The 22,253-nt window shown below is 36.4% G+C and carries 19 protein-coding genes; 2 read left to right on the top strand and 17 right to left on the bottom strand.

Translation table 11 applies throughout. The annotated features are described in order from the left end of the window. Positions 1–32: 32 nt before the first annotated feature. Positions 33–620: an ATP-dependent Clp endopeptidase proteolytic subunit ClpP gene (clpP, locus tag F5ESL0225_RS02520; protein ID WP_122021484.1), complete on the top strand. Its 588-nt coding sequence runs from the start codon at positions 33–35 to the stop codon at positions 618–620. Between the two features lie 42 nt (positions 621–662). Here the strand turns inward: clpP and whiA are convergent, their stop codons facing one another. From whiA to F5ESL0225_RS02435, 17 genes are all read right to left on the bottom strand, one after another. Continuing rightward, positions 663–1,598 carry a DNA-binding protein WhiA gene (whiA, locus tag F5ESL0225_RS02515; protein WP_122021483.1) on the bottom strand — a complete coding sequence of 312 codons (936 nt, stop codon included), beginning with the start codon at positions 1,596–1,598 and terminating at the stop codon, positions 663–665. A gap of 7 nt (positions 1,599–1,605) precedes the next feature. Next, positions 1,606–2,634 carry a gluconeogenesis factor YvcK family protein gene (yvcK, locus tag F5ESL0225_RS02510; protein WP_122021482.1) on the bottom strand — a complete coding sequence of 343 codons (1,029 nt, stop codon included), beginning with the start codon at positions 2,632–2,634 and terminating at the stop codon, positions 1,606–1,608. 3 nt (positions 2,635–2,637) lie between these two features. Further along, complete coding sequence (rapZ, locus tag F5ESL0225_RS02505; protein WP_122021481.1) at positions 2,638–3,516, bottom strand: RNase adapter RapZ; 879 nt, start codon at positions 3,514–3,516, stop codon at positions 2,638–2,640. Positions 3,517–3,611: 95 nt separating this feature from the next. Next, the gene (locus tag F5ESL0225_RS02500) at positions 3,612–4,154 is read right to left on the bottom strand and encodes an HdeD family acid-resistance protein (RefSeq protein WP_122021480.1); all 543 of its coding nucleotides are present in this window, start codon (positions 4,152–4,154) and stop codon (positions 3,612–3,614) included. 47 nt (positions 4,155–4,201) lie between these two features. Next, positions 4,202–7,054, bottom strand: coding sequence for an excinuclease ABC subunit UvrA (uvrA, locus tag F5ESL0225_RS02495; RefSeq protein WP_122047787.1), 2,853 nt, complete (start codon positions 7,052–7,054; stop codon positions 4,202–4,204). Continuing rightward, a complete protein-coding gene (gene uvrB, locus F5ESL0225_RS02490; protein ID WP_122024537.1) occupies positions 7,044–9,083 on the bottom strand; it encodes an excinuclease ABC subunit UvrB in 2,040 nt (679 codons plus the stop codon). The genes uvrA and uvrB overlap by 11 nt, the downstream gene beginning before the upstream one ends. A 98-nt stretch (positions 9,084–9,181) precedes the next feature. Then, positions 9,182–10,906: a phospho-sugar mutase gene (locus tag F5ESL0225_RS02485; protein ID WP_122024536.1), complete on the bottom strand. Its 1,725-nt coding sequence runs from the start codon at positions 10,904–10,906 to the stop codon at positions 9,182–9,184. Positions 10,907–11,019: 113 nt separating this feature from the next. After that, the gene (gene trxB, locus F5ESL0225_RS02480; protein ID WP_122024535.1) at positions 11,020–11,946 is read right to left on the bottom strand and encodes a thioredoxin-disulfide reductase; all 927 of its coding nucleotides are present in this window, start codon (positions 11,944–11,946) and stop codon (positions 11,020–11,022) included. A 53-nt stretch (positions 11,947–11,999) separates the two neighbouring features. Next, entirely contained in the window at positions 12,000–13,019 is a 1,020-nt protein-coding gene (locus F5ESL0225_RS02475) for an NAD(P)H-dependent glycerol-3-phosphate dehydrogenase (RefSeq protein WP_122047786.1), read from the bottom strand. Positions 13,020–13,056: 37 nt separating this feature from the next. After that, the gene (lgt, locus tag F5ESL0225_RS02470) at positions 13,057–13,893 is read right to left on the bottom strand and encodes a prolipoprotein diacylglyceryl transferase (protein WP_122021474.1); all 837 of its coding nucleotides are present in this window, start codon (positions 13,891–13,893) and stop codon (positions 13,057–13,059) included. Between the two features lie 29 nt (positions 13,894–13,922). Then, the gene (hprK, locus tag F5ESL0225_RS02465; RefSeq protein WP_122021473.1) at positions 13,923–14,858 is read right to left on the bottom strand and encodes an HPr(Ser) kinase/phosphatase; all 936 of its coding nucleotides are present in this window, start codon (positions 14,856–14,858) and stop codon (positions 13,923–13,925) included. Positions 14,859–14,875: 17 nt separating this feature from the next. Next, positions 14,876–15,145, bottom strand: a complete 270-nt coding sequence (locus F5ESL0225_RS02460) for a hypothetical protein (protein ID WP_122021472.1) — start codon at positions 15,143–15,145, stop codon at positions 14,876–14,878. 20 nt (positions 15,146–15,165) lie between these two features. Further along, a protein-coding gene (prfB, locus tag F5ESL0225_RS02455; RefSeq protein ID WP_199688759.1) for a peptide chain release factor 2 occupies positions 15,166–16,282 on the bottom strand; the annotation gives its coding sequence in 2 pieces (ribosomal slippage) (positions 15,166–16,209 and positions 16,211–16,282; 1,116 coding nt in all). 71 nt (positions 16,283–16,353) lie between these two features. Beyond that, positions 16,354–18,753, bottom strand: coding sequence for a preprotein translocase subunit SecA (gene secA / locus F5ESL0225_RS02450; protein ID WP_122021471.1), 2,400 nt, complete (start codon positions 18,751–18,753; stop codon positions 16,354–16,356). A gap of 128 nt (positions 18,754–18,881) precedes the next feature. Continuing rightward, a complete protein-coding gene (gene hpf, locus F5ESL0225_RS02445) occupies positions 18,882–19,442 on the bottom strand; it encodes a ribosome hibernation-promoting factor, HPF/YfiA family (RefSeq protein WP_122021470.1) in 561 nt (186 codons plus the stop codon). An 82-nt stretch (positions 19,443–19,524) separates the two neighbouring features. Beyond that, complete coding sequence (locus tag F5ESL0225_RS02440) at positions 19,525–20,229, bottom strand: ComF family protein (protein ID WP_122021469.1); 705 nt, start codon at positions 20,227–20,229, stop codon at positions 19,525–19,527. After that, entirely contained in the window at positions 20,226–21,506 is a 1,281-nt protein-coding gene (locus F5ESL0225_RS02435; protein ID WP_122021468.1) for a helicase-related protein, read from the bottom strand. Before F5ESL0225_RS02435 ends, F5ESL0225_RS02440 begins: the two co-directional genes overlap by 4 nt. Before the next feature lie 47 nt (positions 21,507–21,553). Here F5ESL0225_RS02435 and F5ESL0225_RS02430 point away from each other — a divergent pair, with 47 nt between their 5' ends. Then, positions 21,554–22,207: a YigZ family protein gene (locus F5ESL0225_RS02430; protein WP_122024529.1), complete on the top strand. Its 654-nt coding sequence runs from the start codon at positions 21,554–21,556 to the stop codon at positions 22,205–22,207. Positions 22,208–22,253 lie beyond the last annotated feature (46 nt).

Below are 22,253 nucleotides of genomic sequence, written 5' to 3'. Positions count from 1 at the left end.
ATATTTTTAATTTAAACTAGGAGGTAGAAAAGATGCTAGTACCTACAGTTATCGAACAAACTGCACGTGGTGAACGTGCTTATGACATCTATTCACGCTTATTAAAGGACCGCATTATTATGCTTAGCGGTGAAATTAATGACGACATGGCTAATACAATAATCGCACAATTATTGTTTCTTGACGCCCAAGACAATACTAAAGACATTTCTCTTTATATTAATTCTCCTGGTGGTGTAATCACCTCCGGCTTGGCAATTATGGACACCATGAATTTCATTAAATCTGATGTTTCCACTATTGCAATTGGTATGGCTGCTTCAATGGCCTCCATCCTTTTAACCAGTGGAGCTAAGGGAAAGCGGTTTGCTTTGCCAAATTCAACAGTCTTGATTCATCAACCTTTAGGTGGAGCTCAAGGACAGCAAACTGATATTCAAATTGCAGCCAATGAAATTTTGAAGAGTCGCGAGAAGATTAACAAGATTTTACATGAAACTACTGGGCAACCACTTGAGAAAATTCAAAAAGATACTGAACGTGATAATTATCTAACAGCTGAAGAAGCTAAAGATTATGGCCTAATTGACGAAATTATGGTCAATCAAAAACAAGATTAGTAATAAAAAAAGCTCCCCTTTTACTGGGAGCTTTTTTTATTACTAATCTTGCAGACTTTGCGCCAAATCATGCAATTTTTTTAAGCGGTGATTGGCACCTGATTTAGAAATTGGTCCATCTGGTATTTGCTGGGCTAGCTCCTTTAAAGACAATTCCGGATTAGCTAACCTAAGCCGGGCAATCGTCTGTAATTTTTCTGGAATATTTTCTAAACCAATTTTACGTTCAATTAATTCAATGTCTTCGACTTGCTTAGCCGCCGCAGTAGCTGTCTTTTTTAAGTTAGCCGTATCACAATTAACTAACCGATTAACTGAATTACGCATATCCCGCATAATACGTAAATCTTCAAACGATAACATTGCGTTAAAAGCCCCAACGATATGCAAAAAATCGCCAATTTTCTCTGCTTCTTTTAAGTAAACAATAAAACCACGCCGCCGTTTAGTCGTCTTAGCATTAAGATGAAAATAGTGATTCATTAATTCCAACAAGTCATTATTATGATCCTCATAAGCTGAATAAATTTCTAAATGATATCTACTAGTTTCAGGATTATTCACACTACCACTAGCCAAAAAAGCCCCCCGTAAATAAGACATAGCACCTTCACGGGAAGAGGTAATTCGGGGAGGAACTCGCGTAATTATCCCTAAATCAGCAGCTAAGATTTCTAGATTAGTTAGAATTTCATGAACATGATTTTGCAAACGAACTAAGTATTGATTATTTTTTTTCAATTTCATTTTACGTGAAACAATCAAAAGTGGTTCTACTTTATAAGCCGTTTTTATCAAGGAAAAAATTCGGCGGGCAATTGCTGGATTTTCAGTAGTAATATCAAGACTATACCGGTGATCATGAAAATTCAAAACACCATTCATACGTAAAAAAGCAGCCAGCTCCGCCTTAGCATGTTCTGGATGAATTGTTAATGAAGTTAATTCTTTCTTCACCTTGCTTGCATAGCTTGCCATTATTTAACTATTCCTTTCTACGAGACATTGCAGCAAAAGCCAAATTAATAATCTCCTTAGCTACTTTTTGTCCATCATGAAAAACTAACCCACTACGTTGATCAATAAAATCATCAGTAATTACGCGGCTACCTTGCGCACGTAAACCAGCAAAATCGTTTTTAACTGGTTCAATATACGCATCATAATCTTTAGGATTAAATTTAGACATATCAATTTTGGCCCCATTAACCAAGGTAGTGTTAATATAATGCCCTCCTAAGTGCTTATTAATTACTGAAACATGCTCGCAATCAGAAAAATGGTCTGTTTCACCTAGCTGAGTCATAATATTGCATATATAAATAACTTCAGCTTCAGTTTGACGCACTGCTTCGCCCAAGTTAGGGATCATTAAATTAGGTAAAATCGAAGTGAATAAACTACCCGGTCCTAATACTACTGCATCAGCCTGCATAATAGCATCCAGTACAGGTGGCACTGCCTCAGGTTCGGCCGCCAAATTAGTATTAGTTACCCACACTCGTTTAATTCTCTTATCTTGATTAGTAATTTCTTTTTCACCAGCTTGAATTGTGCCATCAATAAATTCTGCATTTAAAGTTAACGGTTCATTAGAAGCTGGAAAAACATGACCATCAACCCGCATCATTCTGGAAAGGGATTGAACGGCATCAAAAATATTACCATGCATTTCGTTTAAAGCGGCAATAATTAAATTACCAATTGCATGACCAGAAAAGAAAGAATCAGATGAATCAAAGCGATATTGAAAAATATCCTTTTCTTCTTGCGATATTTCACTCAAAGAAACTAAAACATTCCGAATATCACCTGGTGGAACAACATTAATAAAATTACGAATTGAGCCTGATGAACCGCCATCATCAGATACGGTAACAATAGCGGTAATTTCGGCATTTTGATCTTTTAAAGCATTTAAAACCACGGGTAGGCCGGTGCCACCACCAATCACCACAACTTGTGGTCGTCTACTTTTAGTTATCCGAACTACTTTTGCATCTTCATACTTCATACTTTACCTTTTTCTAATATAACGACTAATTTCACGATGGGTAAGATCAACTGTATAATTATTGGCTAAATCATGAGCCAGTTGCTTAGCAATTGCAACACTACGATGTTGACCACCAGTACAGCCAATAGCAATTGTCAGCTTAGCCTTACCTTCCTTAATGTAACTTGGTAAGGTACACTCAATTAGGTTAAGCAGTTTATGATAAAAAACTTGCGTTTCTTCTTTATTCATTACATAATCAAAAACTCGTCTATCAAGACCCGTAAATGGTCTAAGTTCAGGCAAATAAAAAGGATTCGGCAAAAAACGAACATCCATTACAATATCTGCATCGATGGGGAGACCATATTTAAAGCCAAATGACATTACTTCAACTGAAAATGGCTGTTTTGCTTGATCACTAAACTCATTAAGCAATTTTTGCTTTAGCTGTTGCGGAGACAAATCTGAAGTATCAATTATATAATTAGCGCGGTTTTTAATGCCTGTTAGTATCTGACGTTCTTCTAAAATACCATCAAGCAAACGTCCGCTTTTACCTAATGGTGGAATTCTCCTAGTCTCCTTGTAGCGGGCAACTAAAGTGTCATCAGCCGCTTCCAAAAAAACAATGATTGAACGAACACTACCATTATCTTCTAATGAATTTACTTCATTGAGCAAATCTTTATAAAAATTTTTAACGCGTAAATCTACAACGACTGCCACTTTAGTAAAATCATCTGAATTAACAATCAGTTCCCAAAAGCTAGGTAAAAGCGTCGGTGGTAAATTATCAACAACAAAATACCCCATATCTTCTAAGGCATGTGATGCTACAGTTTTACCGGCACCACTCATTCCCGTTACAATCAGTAACTGCTTTTTTTCATCAGCCATTTCATAAGTCTCCTATCATCTAAATTATAGCACACACAGTTTTCATATTTTTTTATAAAAAAAAAGTTCTCAAACGAACTTTTCATCTATAACAATTAACGATTTCCAAATGCTGCTACAATCTCACTTACTCCAAAAATTAATAACCAGAATGAAACTAGCCAAATTAGAGTTAATGCCGATAATGCTGGGTTAAACATCATCCCAATGGCGATAAATAAGCTTAAAACACTCAAAATCATATTAATCCAAAAGTAAGGACCTAATGTACTTTTTAGATGCCAGCTAAAGCTAATACCTGATACGGAATCAAATAAAAACCAAAAAGCAAATAAATAAGCAATAGTCAGTCCTGCGGCATCATACGAATAGAGAAATAAAATACCAATTATAATATCAATAACTCCAGAAACAATTGCTAGCCAACTAAAGGAAATAAAATAACGTAAATGACTATAAACTGCTAACCAAACAAAACCTTGAACAATCGACAAGATAGCAAAAAGTAATACAAAAGCATGCAAAGCTCGGCCAGGATGAAGTATCAAGAATAGCCCAGCAACAACCATTAGTACACCAGCTATTAAAGCAGCCCAGTTAAAGCCATGCTTTTCCCTATAAGTAGAAAAATTATCCATCTCTTTTCCCCCTTGAAGAGTATTCTACACTGTATTAAAAATAATTACTATTTGTTTGCTTTTTTGTTAGCGCTTTCTGTTAAAATTTTGTCACGCTCCAGCACTGGTTTAAGGTATTGTCCGGTATAGCTTTCTTTAACTTGAACAAGTTTTTCTGGAGTTCCAGTCGCAATAATTGTGCCACCTCTTTCTCCTCCTTCAGGTCCTAAATCAATCAACCAATCTGCACTTTTAATAACATCTAAATTATGTTCAATAATTAAAACAGTATTTCCTTGATCTACTAACCTTTGGAGCACCTCAAGTAAACGCTTAATATCATCCGTATGTAACCCAGTGGTTGGCTCATCTAAGATATAAAAGTTTTTACCAGTTGAAAGTTTTTGTAGTTCAGCCGCTAACTTCATCCGTTGAGCTTCACCACCAGATAATGTAGTAGCAGACTGACCTAATTTAACATAACCCAAGCCCACATCAACAATTGTTTGTAGCTTGCGCGCAATCTTAGGAATGTTTTTAAAAAAGTCACACGCATCAACAATTGTCATGTCTAACACCTGTGCAATGTTTTTATTACGGTAAGTTACCTCAAGTGTTTCTGAATTATAACGATTGCCATGACAAATTTCACACGGTACATAAACGTCCGGTAAAAAGTTCATTTCAATCTTAATAATTCCATCCCCATGACACGCTTCACAACGTCCACCTTTGACATTAAATGAAAATCTTGCTTTAGTGTAGCCTCGTAACTTGGCTTCATTAGTCTGCGCAAAAAGCGAGCGAATATCATCAAAAACGCTAGTATAAGTTGCCGGGTTACTTCTTGGAGTTCGCCCAATTGGACTTTGATCAATATCAATAACTTTCTCAATATTCTTATACCCGCTAATGCTCTGATATTTACCAGGTTTAGTTTGATTGCGATTTAACTTTTGCGCTAATACCCTTTTCAAAATCATATTAATCAAAGTTGACTTTCCTGAACCGGAAACCCCAGTTACTACTATTAACTTACCTAGCGGGAAGTCTACCTTTATATTTTTAAGATTGTTTTCCGCTGCTCCAGTTATAGTTATCTTTTTGCCATTACCCTTACGCCTTGTTAAAGGAACCGGTACAAATTTTTTACCAGCTAGATATTGGCCGGTTAGTGATTTGGTATTTTTTTCAACTTCTTTTGGTGTGCCAGCAGCCATAATTTTACCACCAAAACTACCAGCACCTGGTCCCATATCAATTAAATAATCTGCCTGGCGCATAGTTTCATCATCATGTTCAACCACAATTAGGGAGTTCCCCAAATCACGCATTCTTTTTAGGGCAGCAATCAAGCGATCATTATCACGTTGATGCAGACCAATCGAGGGTTCATCTAAGACATACATTACACCTGATAAATTAGACCCAATTTGGGTAGCTAATCTTATACGTTGCGCTTCACCACCAGATAAAGTATTAGCAGTTCGTGATAAAGTCAGATAATCAAGGCCCACGCTATCTAGGAAAGTTAAGCGATCACGCACTTCTTTTAAAATTGGATTAGCAATAACTTCTTCTTGCTCACTAAGCTGAATATGATTAAAAAATTCTATGGCTTTACTAATCGCTAAATTTGATGTTTCCGCAATATCTTTACCCATTATTTTAACAGCTAAAGCTTTGCGATTTAACCGCTTGCCATGACAGGTTGAGCAAGTTAATTCTGCCATATACTTGGCCATCACATCACGCATAAATTTAGACATAGGATGCAAATAACGCTTTTCCACATTCTCCATTACGCCCTCAAAAGGAGCAGTTGTATCATTAACACCAAAATCACCAGTCACATGAAATTTTATTTTTTTAGTTGAACCATGCAAAATTATTTCTTTTTGTCTTTTGGTTAATTTTCCAAAGGGCTTATCTAGCGGTATCTTTAAGGCAGCGCAAGCTTGAGTTAGCATTTCACTGTAGTATTTAGAATTTTTCCATGGTGCAATTGCCCCTGCTGCCAAGGTTTTACTTTGATCCGGAATAACTAATTCTTCATCTACCGCTAATTTTATGCCTAAACCGTCACAATCTGGACAAGCACCAAAAGGAGCATTAAACGAAAAAAGTCGTGGTTCCATTTCGCCAACTGTAAAGCCACATTTCGGACAAGCGTAGTATTCTGAAAAGTTGAGCATCTCACTATTAATCACGTCCACATTCATATATCCATCAGACAAGCGCAACGCTGCTTCTACTGAGTCAAATAAACGCGAGCGAATACCATCTTTAATAACTAAGCGATCAACTACAATATCAATAGTATGCCTTTTATTTTTATCAAGCGTAAAATCATCACCGATTTCATGCATCTCACCATCAACAATTACACGGACATAACCTGCACGTTGAACACGCTTAAAGACCTCTTGGTGGGCACCGCGCTTAGCTCGAATAACCGGGGCTAGCAATTGAATTCGACTCCGATCAGGTAATTCTAAAATACGGTCAACCATTTGTTCGGCTGATTGCCGTTCAATTGGGGTTTGATCATTGGGACAAATTGGATGACCAACTCGTGCCCATAATAATCGCAGATAATCATTAATCTCAGTCACTGTACCAACAGTTGAACGTGGATTATGCGATGTGGTTTTTTGATCAATCGAAATTGCGGGATTTAAGCCATCAATTGCATCAACGTCAGGCTTATCCATTTGTCCTAAAAACTGTCTTGCATAACTTGAAAGTGATTGGACATAACGTCTTCGTCCCTCAGCATATAGGGTATCAAAAGCTAATGAACTTTTACCTGAACCAGATAAACCAGTTATTACAACTAATTTGTCCTTAGGAATTGTTAAGCTAATATTTTTTAAATTATGTTCTCGTGCACCACGAATAACAATTTGATTATTTGCCATTTATTTTATTTCCTTTTTTGATACTTGGTTTTCTAGTAGAACTCTCCAATTCCATTATTGCATCACGCAAAGTGGCTGCTCCTTCAAAATCCAATTTTTTAGCAGCTTGCTGCATTTGCTGACGCAAGTCTTTAATCATTGTTTTCTTTTGTTTAGCATTCAATTCGTCAAAATTTAAATCAGCAAAGCTTTCATTTTGTTCTTCATCAACTGCTTTAGTTGCCGAAATAACTGCTCTAATTGGTTTAATAATTGTCTGCGGTTTAAGTTGATGTTCTTCGTTAAATTTAATTTGTAAGTCACGTCTACGCTTAGTTGACTCAATTGCTTGGCGCATTGAGTCAGTAATCGTATCCGCATACAAAATAACTTCACCATTTGCATTACGTGAAGCTCGCCCCATTGTTTGAACTAAGGGACGATAAGCCCGCAAAAAGCCTTCTTTGTCAGCATCTAGAATAGCCACTAGGGAAACTTCTGGTACATCAATTCCCTCACGCAACAAATTAATCCCAATTAAAACATCATACTTACCTTCTCGTAAATCATGCAAAATTTGCATCCGTTCTAGTGTTTTAACATCTGAATGTAAATATTGCACTTTAATTCCAATATCTTTTAAATAATCCGTTAAATCTTCAGCCATTTTTTTGGTTAAGGTTGTTACAAAAACACGTTCGTTATGGTCAATGCGTTGATTGATTTCTCCAACTAAATCATCAATTTGACCTGCAACTGGTCGAACATCAATTTTAGGATCAAGCAACCCTGTCGGCCGAATTATCTGCTCCACCTTGTGATCTGTCCGCGCTAACTCATAATCACCTGGAGTAGCTGAAACATATAAAATTTGATTAACATGCTGCTCAAATTCTGCTATTTTTAGTGGCCGGTTATCAAGGGCTGAGGGTAAACGAAAGCCATAATCAATCAGGGTCTTTTTTCGGTTACGGTCACCATTATACATGGCCCGAATTTCAGGCATTGTAGCATGCGACTCATCAATCAAAATTAAAAAATCATCTGGAAAGAAATCTAACAGTGTATAGGGCGGTTCACCTTCTTTTCGCCCTTCCATATGCCGCGAATAATTTTCAATCCCGTTAGTATAGCCTACTTCACCCATCATTTCGAGATCGAAAGTTGTCCGCTGTTTAATCCGTTCCGCTTCTAATAGTTTACCTTGTCCCTCAAATTCTTTTACCTGAACTTTCATTTCTTGCGAAATTGCCTTAATAGCACGCCGCAATTGTTCTTCATTAGTCATGAAATGAGTGGCAGGAAAAAGTGAAATACTTTCTCTTTCGCCTATTACTTCACCAGTTAGGGAATCTATCTCCACAATCCGGTCAATTTCATCACCAAAAAATTCAATTCGATAAGCATGATTAGAATTTCCAGCTGGAAAAATTTCCACTACATCCCCACGTACACGAAAACGTCCCCGCTGAAAATCGATATCATTACGGTCATATTGAATATTGACTAAATTTCGCAAAAGCGTATTGCGCCCATAGTCATCACCCTCATGAACCGTAATTACACTAGCAGAATATTCCTTAGGATCGCCTAAACCATAAATACATGAAACAGAGGCAACCACAATTACGTCATTGCGCTCCATTAAATCACTAGTTGCTTGATGACGTAACTGATCGATTTCATCGTTAATAGCGGAGTCCTTTTCAATGTATGTGTCGGATTGAGGCACATAAGCCTCTGGCTGATAATAATCATAATATGAAACAAAATAATCAACTGCATTATTAGGAAAAAATTCCTTGAATTCACCATAAAGTTGGCCAACTAACGTTTTATTATGTGAAATAACCAAAGTTGGTTTATTAAGTTGAGCAATAATATTAGCCATCGTAAAAGTTTTACCTGTCCCGGTGGCCCCTTCAAGAATCTGCTCTTTATATCCATTGTTAAAGCCAGCTGTTAGTTTAGTAATTGCCTGCTCTTGATCGCCCGCAGGCTTAAACTTAGATACAAGCTCAAATTTTCGTTTTTCTTGTCGTTTAATCATAGAAAGGCTCCTTCTAAAAAAGTTGGACATTCACAGTCCAACTCTCAATTGACAGATATTATTTTACGCTCTCGAACATATTTTCGCACAATATTTGCTTATTGTAATAATTGTTTTAAAGTTACTTGGTACTGTTCAGCTTTAGACTTAGCTTTTGCAATACTTGACTGGTTAACTCCAACATAGGCTTTAATTACTGGCTCAGTTCCAGAAGGACGCAGGGCAAGCCAAGTTTCATCAGCTAAGTAATACTTTAATACGTTAGCTGGTGGTAGTTCGCTTAGTGATTTTACTTCATTATTAACTATTTCTTTTTGCTGTAAAAAATCTTGCGTTTTGACAACTTTACTTCCATTAATTTGTGTTAGTTGCTCACTACGCAATTGACTCATTAACTTGTTCATTTGGCTTTGCCCATCAATTCCAGGCATCTCAATTGCAGTAGTAATTTCATAAGAAGTGCCGTATTTTTTCCATATTTCGTTTAAGCCGTCAAATACGGTCATTCCTCGACTAGCATAATATGCAGCAACTTCAGCAAACATCAATGCCCCTTGCATCGCATCCTTATCACGAGCAAATGGCTTAAATAAATAACCATAGCTTTCTTCAAAGCCCATTAAAAATTTGCCATCCTTTTCTCTTGCCAGCCGATCAATTTCTTCACCAATAAACTTAAAGCCAGTTAAAACAGACTTAGTTCTTATCCCGAAATCTTGAGCAATTTTAAGTGGCATGCTACTTGAAACTATTGAAGTGATTAACTCATAATCATTAGAAAGGCGCTGACTTTCTTTTAAATTAGTCAACAAATAATAAATCATTAATGTTGCTATCTGATTACCGGTTAAAACCTCAAAATTACCAGTCTTTGTTCTGACACAAGCCCCCATCCGATCAGCATCTGGATCAGTTGCAATAATCAAATCCGCATTTTTTTCATTAGCTAATTTAATTCCTACATCAAATACATCCCGGTACTCGGGATTGGGTTTCTTAGTAGTTGGAAATTCGGGGTCAATAATCGATTGGCTCGGAACTGGTATTACATTAGTAAATCCCCCTTGCCTAAACGCACGGTCATATAATATTTTACCAGTTCCGTGTAACGGCGTATAAATAATTGTTAGTCTGCTAGCATTTTTGGCAATCATATTTGAATTAACACAAACCGTTTGTAATCTGGCTAAATATTGCTCGTCAATATCTTCACCAATTAATTTAAGTAAGCCGGCAGAGCGTAATTCGGCTACACTAGCTGCCTCAACTTGAAAAATATCTTCTACATTTTGGGCATAAGTAAATACTCGATTTGCGTCAGCAGGTCCCATCTGCGCGCCATCAGCCCCATAAACTTTATAGCCATTATACTCTTTGGCATTATGCGAAGCCGTGATATTGATTCCTGCAAAGGCCTTTAAGTGACGAACAGCGTAAGATAATTCTGGTGTGGGCCGAATATCATCAAATAAATAAACTTGAATACCATGAAATCCTAAAATTCTAGCCGCATGTTCAGCAAACTCACGCGAATGATAGCGTGAATCAAAAGAAATCACTACCCCCGCTTTTTTTTCTTTACAACCTTTTTCAACAATTAAACGAGCTAGTCCCTCAGTGATTCGACCAATTGTAAATAAATTAATCCGATTAGTTCCAGGTTCAAGTTTGCCGCGCATCCCAGCTGTACCAAAATTTATATCTTGACCAAAGGCATCATCAATCCACTGTTCATTTTGACCAAGTAAATTTAATTGTGCTTGCAAATAATCAGGCATATTTTGCGCTTTTTGCCATATTTTAAAAGTTTCTTTTGCACTCATTACTGCACTAAACCTCTTTTTCTATAATAAATTCGTTTTCATAACCCCTATTCTAGCATTTATTAACTAAAAAAAAGAATTCAACCCACAAGCTGAATTCTTTTTTAAGTTTTTTAATCATTTAAAGCTTGTAAATAATTATAAGCTTCTTGTCCAGCAATGCTACCGTCACCAACAGCATTAGCAATTTGCCGTAAATCTTTTGCCCGGACATCTCCTACAGCAAAGATACCGGCCACTTTAGTTTTCATATGTTCGTCAGTAGGAATCCAGCCCTGCTCGTTAACAATACCGATGTCTTTTAAAGGAGCAGTTTGCGGAATCACACCAACATAAATAAAGACCCCACGAGTAGTTAATTTCTTAGTAATACCCGTTTCCTTATCTTTATATGTAACACTAGTAACGCGATTGCCATCCCCATCTATTGATTCAGTTTCTGCATTCCAAATGAAATTCATCTTTTCATTGGCAAAAGCCCTTTTTTGTAAAGTTGGCTGTGCCCGTAATTGATCGCGGCGATGGATAACTGTAACCGACTTAGCATTTTGAGCTAAGTAAATGCCCTCTTCAATAGCCGAATCGCCACCACCAATTACAGCAATATCCTCGTTTTTAAAAAAAGCAGCATCACAAACAGCACAGTAGGAAACACCTTTACCAGCGTATTCATCTTCACCAGGAATATTCAAGTGCCGGTGATCTGCCCCAGTTGCAATAATTAAAGCAGGTGCACGATATTCACCGGTATCAGTTGTTACAACTTTGTAGTTACCTTCAAGACTAACCTGTTGTACATCACCATATTCAAATTTTGCACCAAATTTCATAATGGAATTATACATTTTTTCGCCTAATTCCGAACCTTTAATTTCGCTAAATCCAGGATAATTATCAATTGCATCAGTGTTATTCATTTGACCGCCATAAAGCCCGCGATCAAGAAGCAAAACTGACAAATTAGCTCGCGAGGCATATAAAGCTGCGGTTAAGCCACCTGGCCCAGCCCCTATAATAATTACATCATAATTTTGAGTCATTTTTTCACCTTAGCCACTTTCTTTTAGTAAGTAAATACTACTCCTAAATAACTCTAAAGTCTAATTTCCTGTTTTGGCTTTCTATCCATCATTTTAGTAATTTCAGTAGCAACACTACTTTTTTCATATAAAACACGATAAACAGCTTCACTAATTGGCATGTCAATTGCTTTTTCCTGACATATTTCATGAATTGCCTTAACAGTTGTTGCGCCTTCTATCACCTGACCCATATTTTCAACAATATAAGCAAAACTCTTCCCTTCACCCAATTGCTTGCCACAACGCCAGTTACGAGAATTGACTGATGTACAAGTTACGATTAAATCGCCAATTCCCGCTAAACCACTAAAAGTCATTGGCTGTGCTTGGTAGCAGTTTACACCTAAACGCGTAATCTCAGCTAATCCTCGCGTCATTAGTGCTGCTTTTGCATTATCACCATAACCTTTACCAGCTAAAATGCCTGCAGCAATTGCAATCACATTTTTAACCGCACCAGCCACTTCAACACCAATTAAATCACTATTGGTATACAAACGTAAATAGTCATTAGTAAAAATAGTTTGCACTCTTTGTGTATTTTCCTTACTGATTGAAGCACATGTAATGGCAGTAAGATCTTTTTGCGCTACACTTTCAGCATGGCTCGGCCCAGAAATAGCAACTATTTTCTCTGGATTTTCCGGATATATTTCTTCTGTTAAAATTTCTGAAATTAATTTTTTAGAACCGGGTTCAATTCCTTTAGTAGCAGTAACTATCAATGGCTGAAGATTACTTTGGTTTAAAACAAGCTTAACTTCTTTTGCAACACTGCGAATTGCTTGTGTAGGTAAAACAAATAAGATAATTGCGGCATTATTTAAAGCCTGCTTTAAATTAGCTGTTGCCCAAACCGTTTCATTCACTTGCCAATCCTTCATGTAATGTGTATTAGTATGCTCAGTGTTAATTTCTTGATTAACTTGAGCATTATTACCATAAAGTATAACCTCATTACCTTTATCAGCAAGTAAAGATCCTAAAACCGTTCCCCATGAACCTGCTCCTAAAACTGCAATTTTTGTCATTTAATTTCCAAACTTTCTTTAATAACTATCTCAATATTTAATCCCTTGTATACGGGTATTTTAATCCACTACCATCTAAGTACCACTTAGGTTTAACCACTACTCGACGATAGATAAATAACAAGAAAACCACGATAAACAAAACTAGACTTAGCAGTTGCGATACCCTGATTGTATTTGCAATATATAAACTATCTGTGCGCAAACCTTCAACAAAAAATCTTACCACAGCATACCAAGCCAAATATAGCATAAAAACTTCCCCCTGCTTGAAAATATGTCTGCGATGGCGCAAAAGTAAAATTAAAATTAAGCCAATAAGATTTAGTACAGATTCATATAAAAACGTCGGCTGATAATAAGTGCCAGCTATTTTCATTTGATTAATGATAAATAGTGGTAAATGTAAACTCTGCAAAAACTGGAGTGAAGTCGCTGCGCCATGGGCTTCTTGATTAAAAAAGTTCCCCCAACGGCCTAAAATTTGGGCTGCCATTACTCCAGGAACGATTATATCTAGCATCAAAAACGGTGGCAATAATTTCTTATAACAAAATACCAATAAAACAATTAATCCGGCTATCAATCCACCATATATAGCAATACCCCCATTCCAAATTGCAATAATTTGATCTGGATGTTGCGCATAATAGTCCCATTCAAATGCAACGTAATATATCCTCGCACCTAGATAGCCAATCGGTACTGCCCATAAAAGTAAATCTACAAAATCATCGCTTATAATATGTCTTTTTTGGCCTTCAATAATTGCCATTACTACTGCTAAAATAATTGCAGTTGCCATAATGACGCCATACCATTTAACACTAATATCACCCAAGTTAAACGCAACTGGATTAATTGTTAAAGTCATTTTATTTTCCTTTATTTAATTATTTAATTTTATCGTGAATTCTGGGCAATTAAAGTAGTTAAATTATCATCAAAAGCAGAAGTTGCGTTGTAACCCATTTTTTTAGCTCTAAAATTCATTGCTGCCACTTCAATAATATCTTCCATATTGCGACCGACTTTAACTGGAATTGTAATTTGCGGTACTTCTACATTACAAATATCACGTTTACTCTCTTCAAAGCCAAGACGGTCATAGTTAGCCTTATTATCCCAATTAACTAATTTAATTACTAATTGAATATTAGCCCGATTTTTGACAGCTCCTACGCCAAATAAATCCATTACATTAATAATACCGATGCCGCGAATTTCCATCAAATGCCTTAAAATTTGCGGTGGTTCACCCATCACAGTTTCAACATCTTTTTGATAGACATCAACACGATCGTCAGCAATTAACCGGTGCCCGCGCCTAATAAGTCCTAAAGCCGTTTCTGATTTCCCTACACCAGAATCACCGGTTAACAAAATACCTAATCCCTTGACCTCAATAAACACCCCGTGAATTGTATCGCGAACAGCAAGGCGCTCCCGTAGATACTCCGTCAAAATACTAGCTACATAAGTAGTTGATTCTGGTGAAGAAAGAATCGGGATTTGCGCCTTATCAGCAGCTTCTTTTAATTCATGTGGCACTGGCAACGAACGTGAAACAAAAAAACATGGTGTTTCTGGTGTACACAGTTTGGTAAAAACCCGCACTAGACTTTCATGATCTAGTCGAGCAGCATAAGAAATTTCTGTACGACCCAAAAGTTGAATTCTTTGTTGCGGATAAAAATCAAAATAGCCAGTTAATTCTAAGCCTGGTCGATATATATCAGAAACAACAATTTCTTTCTCACTAATATATTGCGCTCCCTGAACAACGTGCACTATCCGATTATCACGAATTAGATTTTTTAATTTAATGGCATTTCCCATTCTTATACCTCTAGACTTTACTTATCAACATCCTTAGTTTCGGCGTCACGCACTTTTTTACGCTTATGTTTGGGGGTATTTTCGTTAGACCAACCCGTACTCCAAGTTTTTTTCTGATTAGCAGAGCTATCATCTTTGTCTTTAGTGAAATAATTGATTAGCCAAATAATTAAAGCAATAACTATAATTGCCGGTAAAAGCATAAAGATAATATGAAACATAGCAAAAATAATGCATAAGGCAATTAACACTAACAATAAAATACTGACAATTCCCAAAAAACTCATTTTTACACCTATTATTTAACCTATTCCGGATTCTCTTGACTAAGCTGCCATTGTAAATATGCATAAACAAATGGCTGCAATTTTCCATCCATTACACCGCTAGTATCAGCAGTTTCATAACCTGTGCGCAAATCTTTAACTAAATTATAAGGATGAAAGACATAGGACCTAATTTGCGAACCCCAGCCATTCTCCATTTGCTCACCTTTAAGCTCTTGTTTATGCTGGCGTTTTTTTTCTTCTTCTAAATGAAAAAGCTTTGCGCGTAACTCATTCATTGCAGTTTCGCGATTTTGTAATTGCGAACGCTGTGCTTGCGAAGTGGTAACAAAACCTGTTGGCAAATGAGTAATTCGCACTGCACTCGATGTCTTATTAATATGCTGGCCGCCTGCGCCACTTGAACGATAAACATCAATTCGTAAATCTTTGGGATTAATATCAATTTTAATACTATCATCAATTTCGGGAATAATTTCAACCGCAGCAAAAGAAGTATGTCTTCTTTTAGCCGAGTCAAACGGTGAAATTCTTACTAAGCGATGAACTCCATTTTCTGATTTCAATAACCCATAAGCATTTTTACCGCTAATTCTTACGTTAACACTCTTAAGCCCAGCTTCTTCACCTGCTTCATAATTATTAATTTCAAAGTTAAAACCATTCATTTCACAATAACGCTGATACATTCGCAATAGCATCTGTCCCCAATCCATTGCCTCTGTACCGCCTGCACCAGGATGAATTTCTAACAGGGCATTATGGCTGTCATATTTACCTGCCAAAAGCAAATCCATCTCATAGTTATGGAATGCACTTTGCAGCTTTTCTAAATCAGCTTCAACTTCTATTTGTAAATCTTGATCTGGCTCTTCATTTAATAATTCAATGGCGGTCAATTCATTTTGATAATTTTCCTGCAAACTTAAAAAAGAATCACGCTTTTCCTTTAATAAGTTTGTTTCGGCAATTAATTTTTGGGCGCGCTCTTGCTTATCCCAAAATGAGGGCTCTTGCATTTTACTCTCATTAATCGCAATACTTTCAGCAATTGCATCAAGGTCAAAGAGACCCCCTAAAGTGGTTTAACCGCTTTTGCAAGTTAGCCAACTCACTTTGAATTTCACTAATTTCCATCATAAGTGTTTCTCCATCATAAATTTATAGTAAAAAAGAGAAAGCTGTAACTTTCTCTTCAATCTTAACTTTTACCGACTAAGATTTTGTCTGATTTCAGCCTTCATAAATAAGCGAGTTACATCAAATTCAATATTTGAAATCATTTCTTCAAACATACTGTAACCAGAATCTTGATATTCAACAAGTGGATTAAGTTGACCATAACCACGCAAGCTAATCGACTGCCGCAATTGATCCATTGCATCAATATGATCTGTCCAGCGGTCATCAACCACTCGCAAAATAACAACTTTTTCAAATTCGAGCATCTCAGATGGGTCAGCCAATGCTTGCGACTTTTCATTATAATTAGCTTCTACAGCATCATATAATTTTTGCTTTAATTCAGGAACTGTAATCGTCTTGAAGTTGATTTTATCTACTTCATCTTCTCTTAACAAACTTGAACTAATGAAGTCCCGCAATGAATCAAGCCGCCATTTACTACGATCTCCTTGAGTAAACATATCAACTTGACTATCAATTGTACGCTTAATCATCGGTATTAAAACAAAGTTAAGTGAATTATCTTCATCAATAACTCGCATTCTTTCACCATAAATAATTTCACGTTGAATTCGCATAACATCATCATACTGTAATGTTTGTTTACGGGTATCATAGTTATTACCTTCTACTCGTTTTTGAGCAGATTCAACTTGGCGCGTGATTAAGCGACTTTCAATCACTTTTTCATCATCATTGTCAGATAGTCGATCCAAAAAGTCCTTAACCCGATCACCACCAAAGCGTTTCATTAAATCATCTTCAAGTGAAAGGTAAAAACGGGTAACACCTGGATCCCCTTGCCGACCAGCACGCCCACGAAGTTGATTATCGATTCGCCGTGATTCATGCCGCTCAGTACCAATCACTGCTAGTCCACCGAGCTCTTTTACTCCAGGTCCAAGTTTAATGTCAGTCCCACGACCAGCCATATTAGTAGCAATAGTTACAGCACCGCGTTGACCTGCATTCATGATAATTTGGGCTTCTTTAGCATGATTCTTAGCATTCAAAACAGCATGTGGAATACCTGCTTCTTTTAGTAGCTGACTCAACCGCTCTGAACTTTCAACAGCAACTGTACCAACTAACACGGGTTGACCTTTTGCATGACGTTCTTTAATTTCTTCCACTACTGCAGCTAGTTTTGAAGTTAAAGTTGGGTATAGGATATCAGACTTGTCTTGACGAATTTTAGGTCGGTTAGTTGGAATCGTAATCGCCTGCATATTGTATATTTCACGAAATTCTTCTTCCTCTGTTTTAGCGGTACCAGTCATACCAGATAGTTTCTTATACATTCTAAAGAAGTTCTGGTAAGTAATTGTCGCCTGCGTCTTTGATTCTTCTTGAATTTTAACGTTTTCTTTTGCTTCAATTGCTTGGTGCAGACCATCAGAATAGCGCCGACCACTCATAACCCGACCAGTGAAAGAATCAACAATTAAAACTTCCCCATCTTGAACAACATAATCAATATCTTTAAGCATGATGTAATTAGCGCGTAAAGCTTGGTCCAAATGGTGAACTAATTTTTGATTTTCTACATCATACAAGTTCTTCAAGCCAAAGTGATCACAAGCCTTCTGAATACCAGTTCTAGTTAAAGAAATCGTCTTAGTAGGCCAATCAATCTTGTAATCGCCATGATCTTCATCGTCATCCGCATCATCGCCACTAGTATCTTCTTTCAAAGTCTTAACAAAACGGTCAGCCCGAATATAATCACCATTAGCCTGTTCTGCTTCACCTGAAATAATTAGTGGCGTCCTTGCCTCATCAATTAGGATGGAATCGACCTCATCAATAATGGCATAGTTAAGTTCTCGCTGCACCATTTGTTCCTTATAGACAACCATGTTATCCCGCAAATAGTCAAAGCCTAATTCAGCATTAGTTGAATAAGTAACATCACAGTTATATGCTTCTCTTTTTTCGTCAGGTGACATTGAATTAAGATTCAAGCCAACAGTCAAACCTAACCACTTATAAAGCTGACCCATTTCTTCTTGATCACGGCTCGAAAGATATTCATTAACTGTGACAACATGAACACCTTTACTTGTTAAAGCATTCAAATATACAGGCATTGTGGCAGTTAAAGTCTTACCTTCACCGGTCATCATTTCCGCAATATTACCAAAGTGTAATGCAATTCCACCCAAAATTTGGACATGAAATGGGAATAGTCCCAGTACCCTTTTGGCTCCTTCACGCGCTACTGCAAAAGCTTCGGGTAAAAGATCATCTAAGCTTTCACCTTTAGCTAGCCGTTCACGAAATTCTGGAGTTTTTGCTTTTAGTTGATCATCAGTAAGTTGATCATATTTGTCAGCATAACTTTCAACTTGATTTGCTATTTTTTCAAATCTTTTTAGTTCTCTTTTATCGTTATTGTATAGTTTCTTTAAAACGTTTACCATTTAATCGATCCTTATATGTACTTAAGTATAAAAACACATGCTAATTTTAACATGATTAGCGCTAAATGAAAAATTAACCAAATAAAAACCTCACATTAAATGTGGGGTCCTCATTCAAATACACTATTTTATTTAGTTTCAATTAAACCATATTGACCATCATTCCTGCGATAAACAATACTGGTTCCATTTGTTTCAGCGTCTTGAAAGACAAAGAAATCATGTTCTAGCATATTCATTTGTAAAATAGCTTCTTCAGGATTCATTGGCTTTAAACCAATCTGCTTATTACGCACAATGGTAAACCCACTATCAGTATCCTGAATTTCTTCATTTACATCTTCATCTACCACTTGTTCAACGAAGAAATTATCCACACCCTTTTCGCGCCCCTTACGGTTTACACGTGTTTTGTATTTTCTAATCTGTCTTTCCAGTTTTTCAGAGACAAAGTCGATGCTACGATACATGTCATCAGTTGTCTTTTCTGCTCTCAATACTAAGTATGGCAGTGGAATAGTAATTTCAACTTTGGCAGTCCGATCACGATACACCTTTAAGTTTACATGAGCAACCATCTCTTGAGTCATATCAAAATATTTTTCTAATTTTTTTAAGCGCTTCTCAACGTAACTACGCAAAGCATCGGTTACCTCAATATTTTCACCACGAACATTATACTTTAACATATGAGATTCTCCTTTCAACTGCTTATGCAGCCTTACGATACTTACATTATAACAAAAATTGAAAGCGCTGAACAATATTATTCTATCTGCAAACTGAAAAGCTACTTATTTTAGCCCTAGGGAAGGTCGCCAAAACCGCATCCCGTGCATGATACAAGGTCCTGCCCGTAGTATAAATATCATCCAAAAGCAAAACTTTTTTCATATTTAAGTCAATATTATATTTAGCTTTTATAAAAAAGCTTTGTTTACTTTGCAAGCGCTCTTTTCTACTTTTTTCACCTTGTGCTTGTTGCCCATCAATTTTACCCAAAATAGTAGTTAAATTAACTAAATCACCATAAATTGCACTAACTGTGTCAAATTGCCGCTCAGCTATGTGGCTAGCAGATGTGGGGATTGGTACATAGTAGTCAGCCTTTATTTTAGCTAAATTTTTATAGCATAAATCTTGTAAAACATAACATAAAACATAATCTCCATAACGTTTATAATTGACCATTAAATCGTGAAATGCCTGATTATATAGATAAACCGCTTGATGATAGAGTACATTGTTACCATAGATTTTTTGCCAACGGCGGCAATCTGAACAAATCAAACTTTGCTTATCAGCGTCTTGTAGTAATTTACCCGAACAAATTTTGCAGCTAATTGCAGGTAAAAATTCAAATTGGGCTAAACAATGATGACATAGCTGTTCTTCATGCCATTTTCGCCAAGAAAGAAGCTGATTTAACGACAAAATAGGCGCAAACATTTGATTACATAGTAAACATTTTTTCATCTATTAAGTTCCTTAATCTGCTGTGATGCTTTCCGTAACTGGTTTGTATACTTGTGATAGCAAAATAACACTAACCCATCAGTATCATTTTTAGCCCGTCCCACTCTTCCCGCAATCTGAACTAAGCTCGAAGCGGTATAAATTTTATCATCTGCTTGAACAATAATCACCCAAACATGCTTAAACGTTACTCCCCGCTCTAAGATTGTCGTTGTTACTAGAATTTGCAATTTTTGATTGCGAAATTGCTGTACTTTTTCTAGACGCTCTTTATCGCCAGCATAAACACCAGCTATTTTTATTTGCCTAAGTTGTTCAACTTGCTTAAGAGCTGACAAATACAAAGAGATTTGTTCAATTCGCGGTACGAAAAGTAAAAGCGGATGTCCTTTTTTAGTTACAGCAATAATCTCCTTTAGTAACTTAGGATGAATTTTGCCCTTACTTAAAAAGGGCCGTAAAAACATTTTCTCTTTTGGTAAAGGTAACTTGCCACCATGAAACCGCCGCTTTAACTGTAAAATTTCGATTTTTCCTACTTTAACATCTGCTAATAAATCTTTAGTTGGCGTAGCTGTTAGATAAACTTGAACACCAGCTATTTTTAATGCATTCTTAGCCGCAAAATGCAAAGTATTATTTTCAACATATGGAAAAGAATCAGTCTCATCAATTACTAACAGATCAAATGCATGATAAAATTTTAATAATTGATGTGTAGTACAAATTGTTAATTGATCAAGCCTTGGATCAATATATTCTTGACCGTGATATTTACCAATTTTAGTTTTATTAAAAGCCGCTTTAAAACGCGGGTATAATTCATTAACAACATCGATTCTAGGACTAGCAATACAACAGCGTTGACCCCAACTTAAGCTTTGATTTATCAAGGCAAAAAGCATTTCTGTTTTACCCGCCCCTGTCACCGCGTAGACCAAAGTATTTTTCTTATTTATGAAATTTTCAACTAATTTTTGCGAAATTTTTTCTTGCAAAGGCGTTAACTTACCATTCCATGTTAATTGGCGTTTATCTTTGGGAAAAGCAACTTCTTGTTCATTCCGAATCAAAATGTCACCTTCAACAATTCGTCCTAGTTCAATACATGAACGACAATACCGCTTACCGTTTGGCAATTTGGCATTAACCATTGCCCCACACCGCTTGCAATGACTATCTTCAATCGCACTTACTTTTGTTAAATCGGTATTTATGCTAAAATCCTCTTGACTACCAATCCATTGGCGTCCGATGAGGCTAGTTAAATTTTCCATCTACTTTCCCTCCAATCTATAAGTACGTAAAACGAAGGTGAATTCTTTTGATGCAAGAAAAAAATTATTTAACTATTAAGAATAATGGTACAAATGAACTAATAATTAAGAAAAGTCGTTTTATTACCACCTTAGTACGAACTAATACAATAGTTGAAGCTGACCAAGCAATTGCGGCTATTACTAAAAAATACCGAGATGCAACCCACAATACCTATGCTTATGTCGTAGAAGATCATGTCAAAGCTAGTGATAACGGCGAACCTGCTGGAACAGCAGGAGTTCCGGAATTAAAAGCACTGCAATTGATGAATCTAAAAAATGTAACTGCTGTAGTGACACGTTATTTTGGTGGAATTAAACTTGGTACTGGTGGACTAATTCGTGCTTATTCAAATAGCGTGACTGAAGCGGCTGAAACAATTGGAGTGGTTAAACGCATGCAACAGCAAAAAGTCGATTTTCATGTTGCATATAATAAATTTGATGAGGTACAACATTTTTTAACTAATGAACAAATTTTTATTGCCAATACTGATTATGGAGTAGATGTAAATATTCAAATTTTTGTCGACGAAAAAGTACGAACTGCTGTTGAAAATAACCTAACCAATCTTTTAGCTGGACAAATCACGTTCAACCTAGGCGAAAAACGTTATATCGAAGTTCCTATTACCGAACATAATTATCATTCACAATAATTAAAAGCCATGGAAATCAAACTATTTCCATGGCTTTTTTATTGAA

The sequence above is a fragment of the Lactobacillus sp. ESL0225 genome, assembly GCF_003692905.1.
Classification (GTDB): Bacteria; Bacillota; Bacilli; order Lactobacillales; family Lactobacillaceae; genus Lactobacillus; species Lactobacillus bombicola.
The sequence above is the reverse complement of the archived record's forward strand: the minus strand, read 5'-3'. Positions and strand labels throughout refer to the sequence as shown.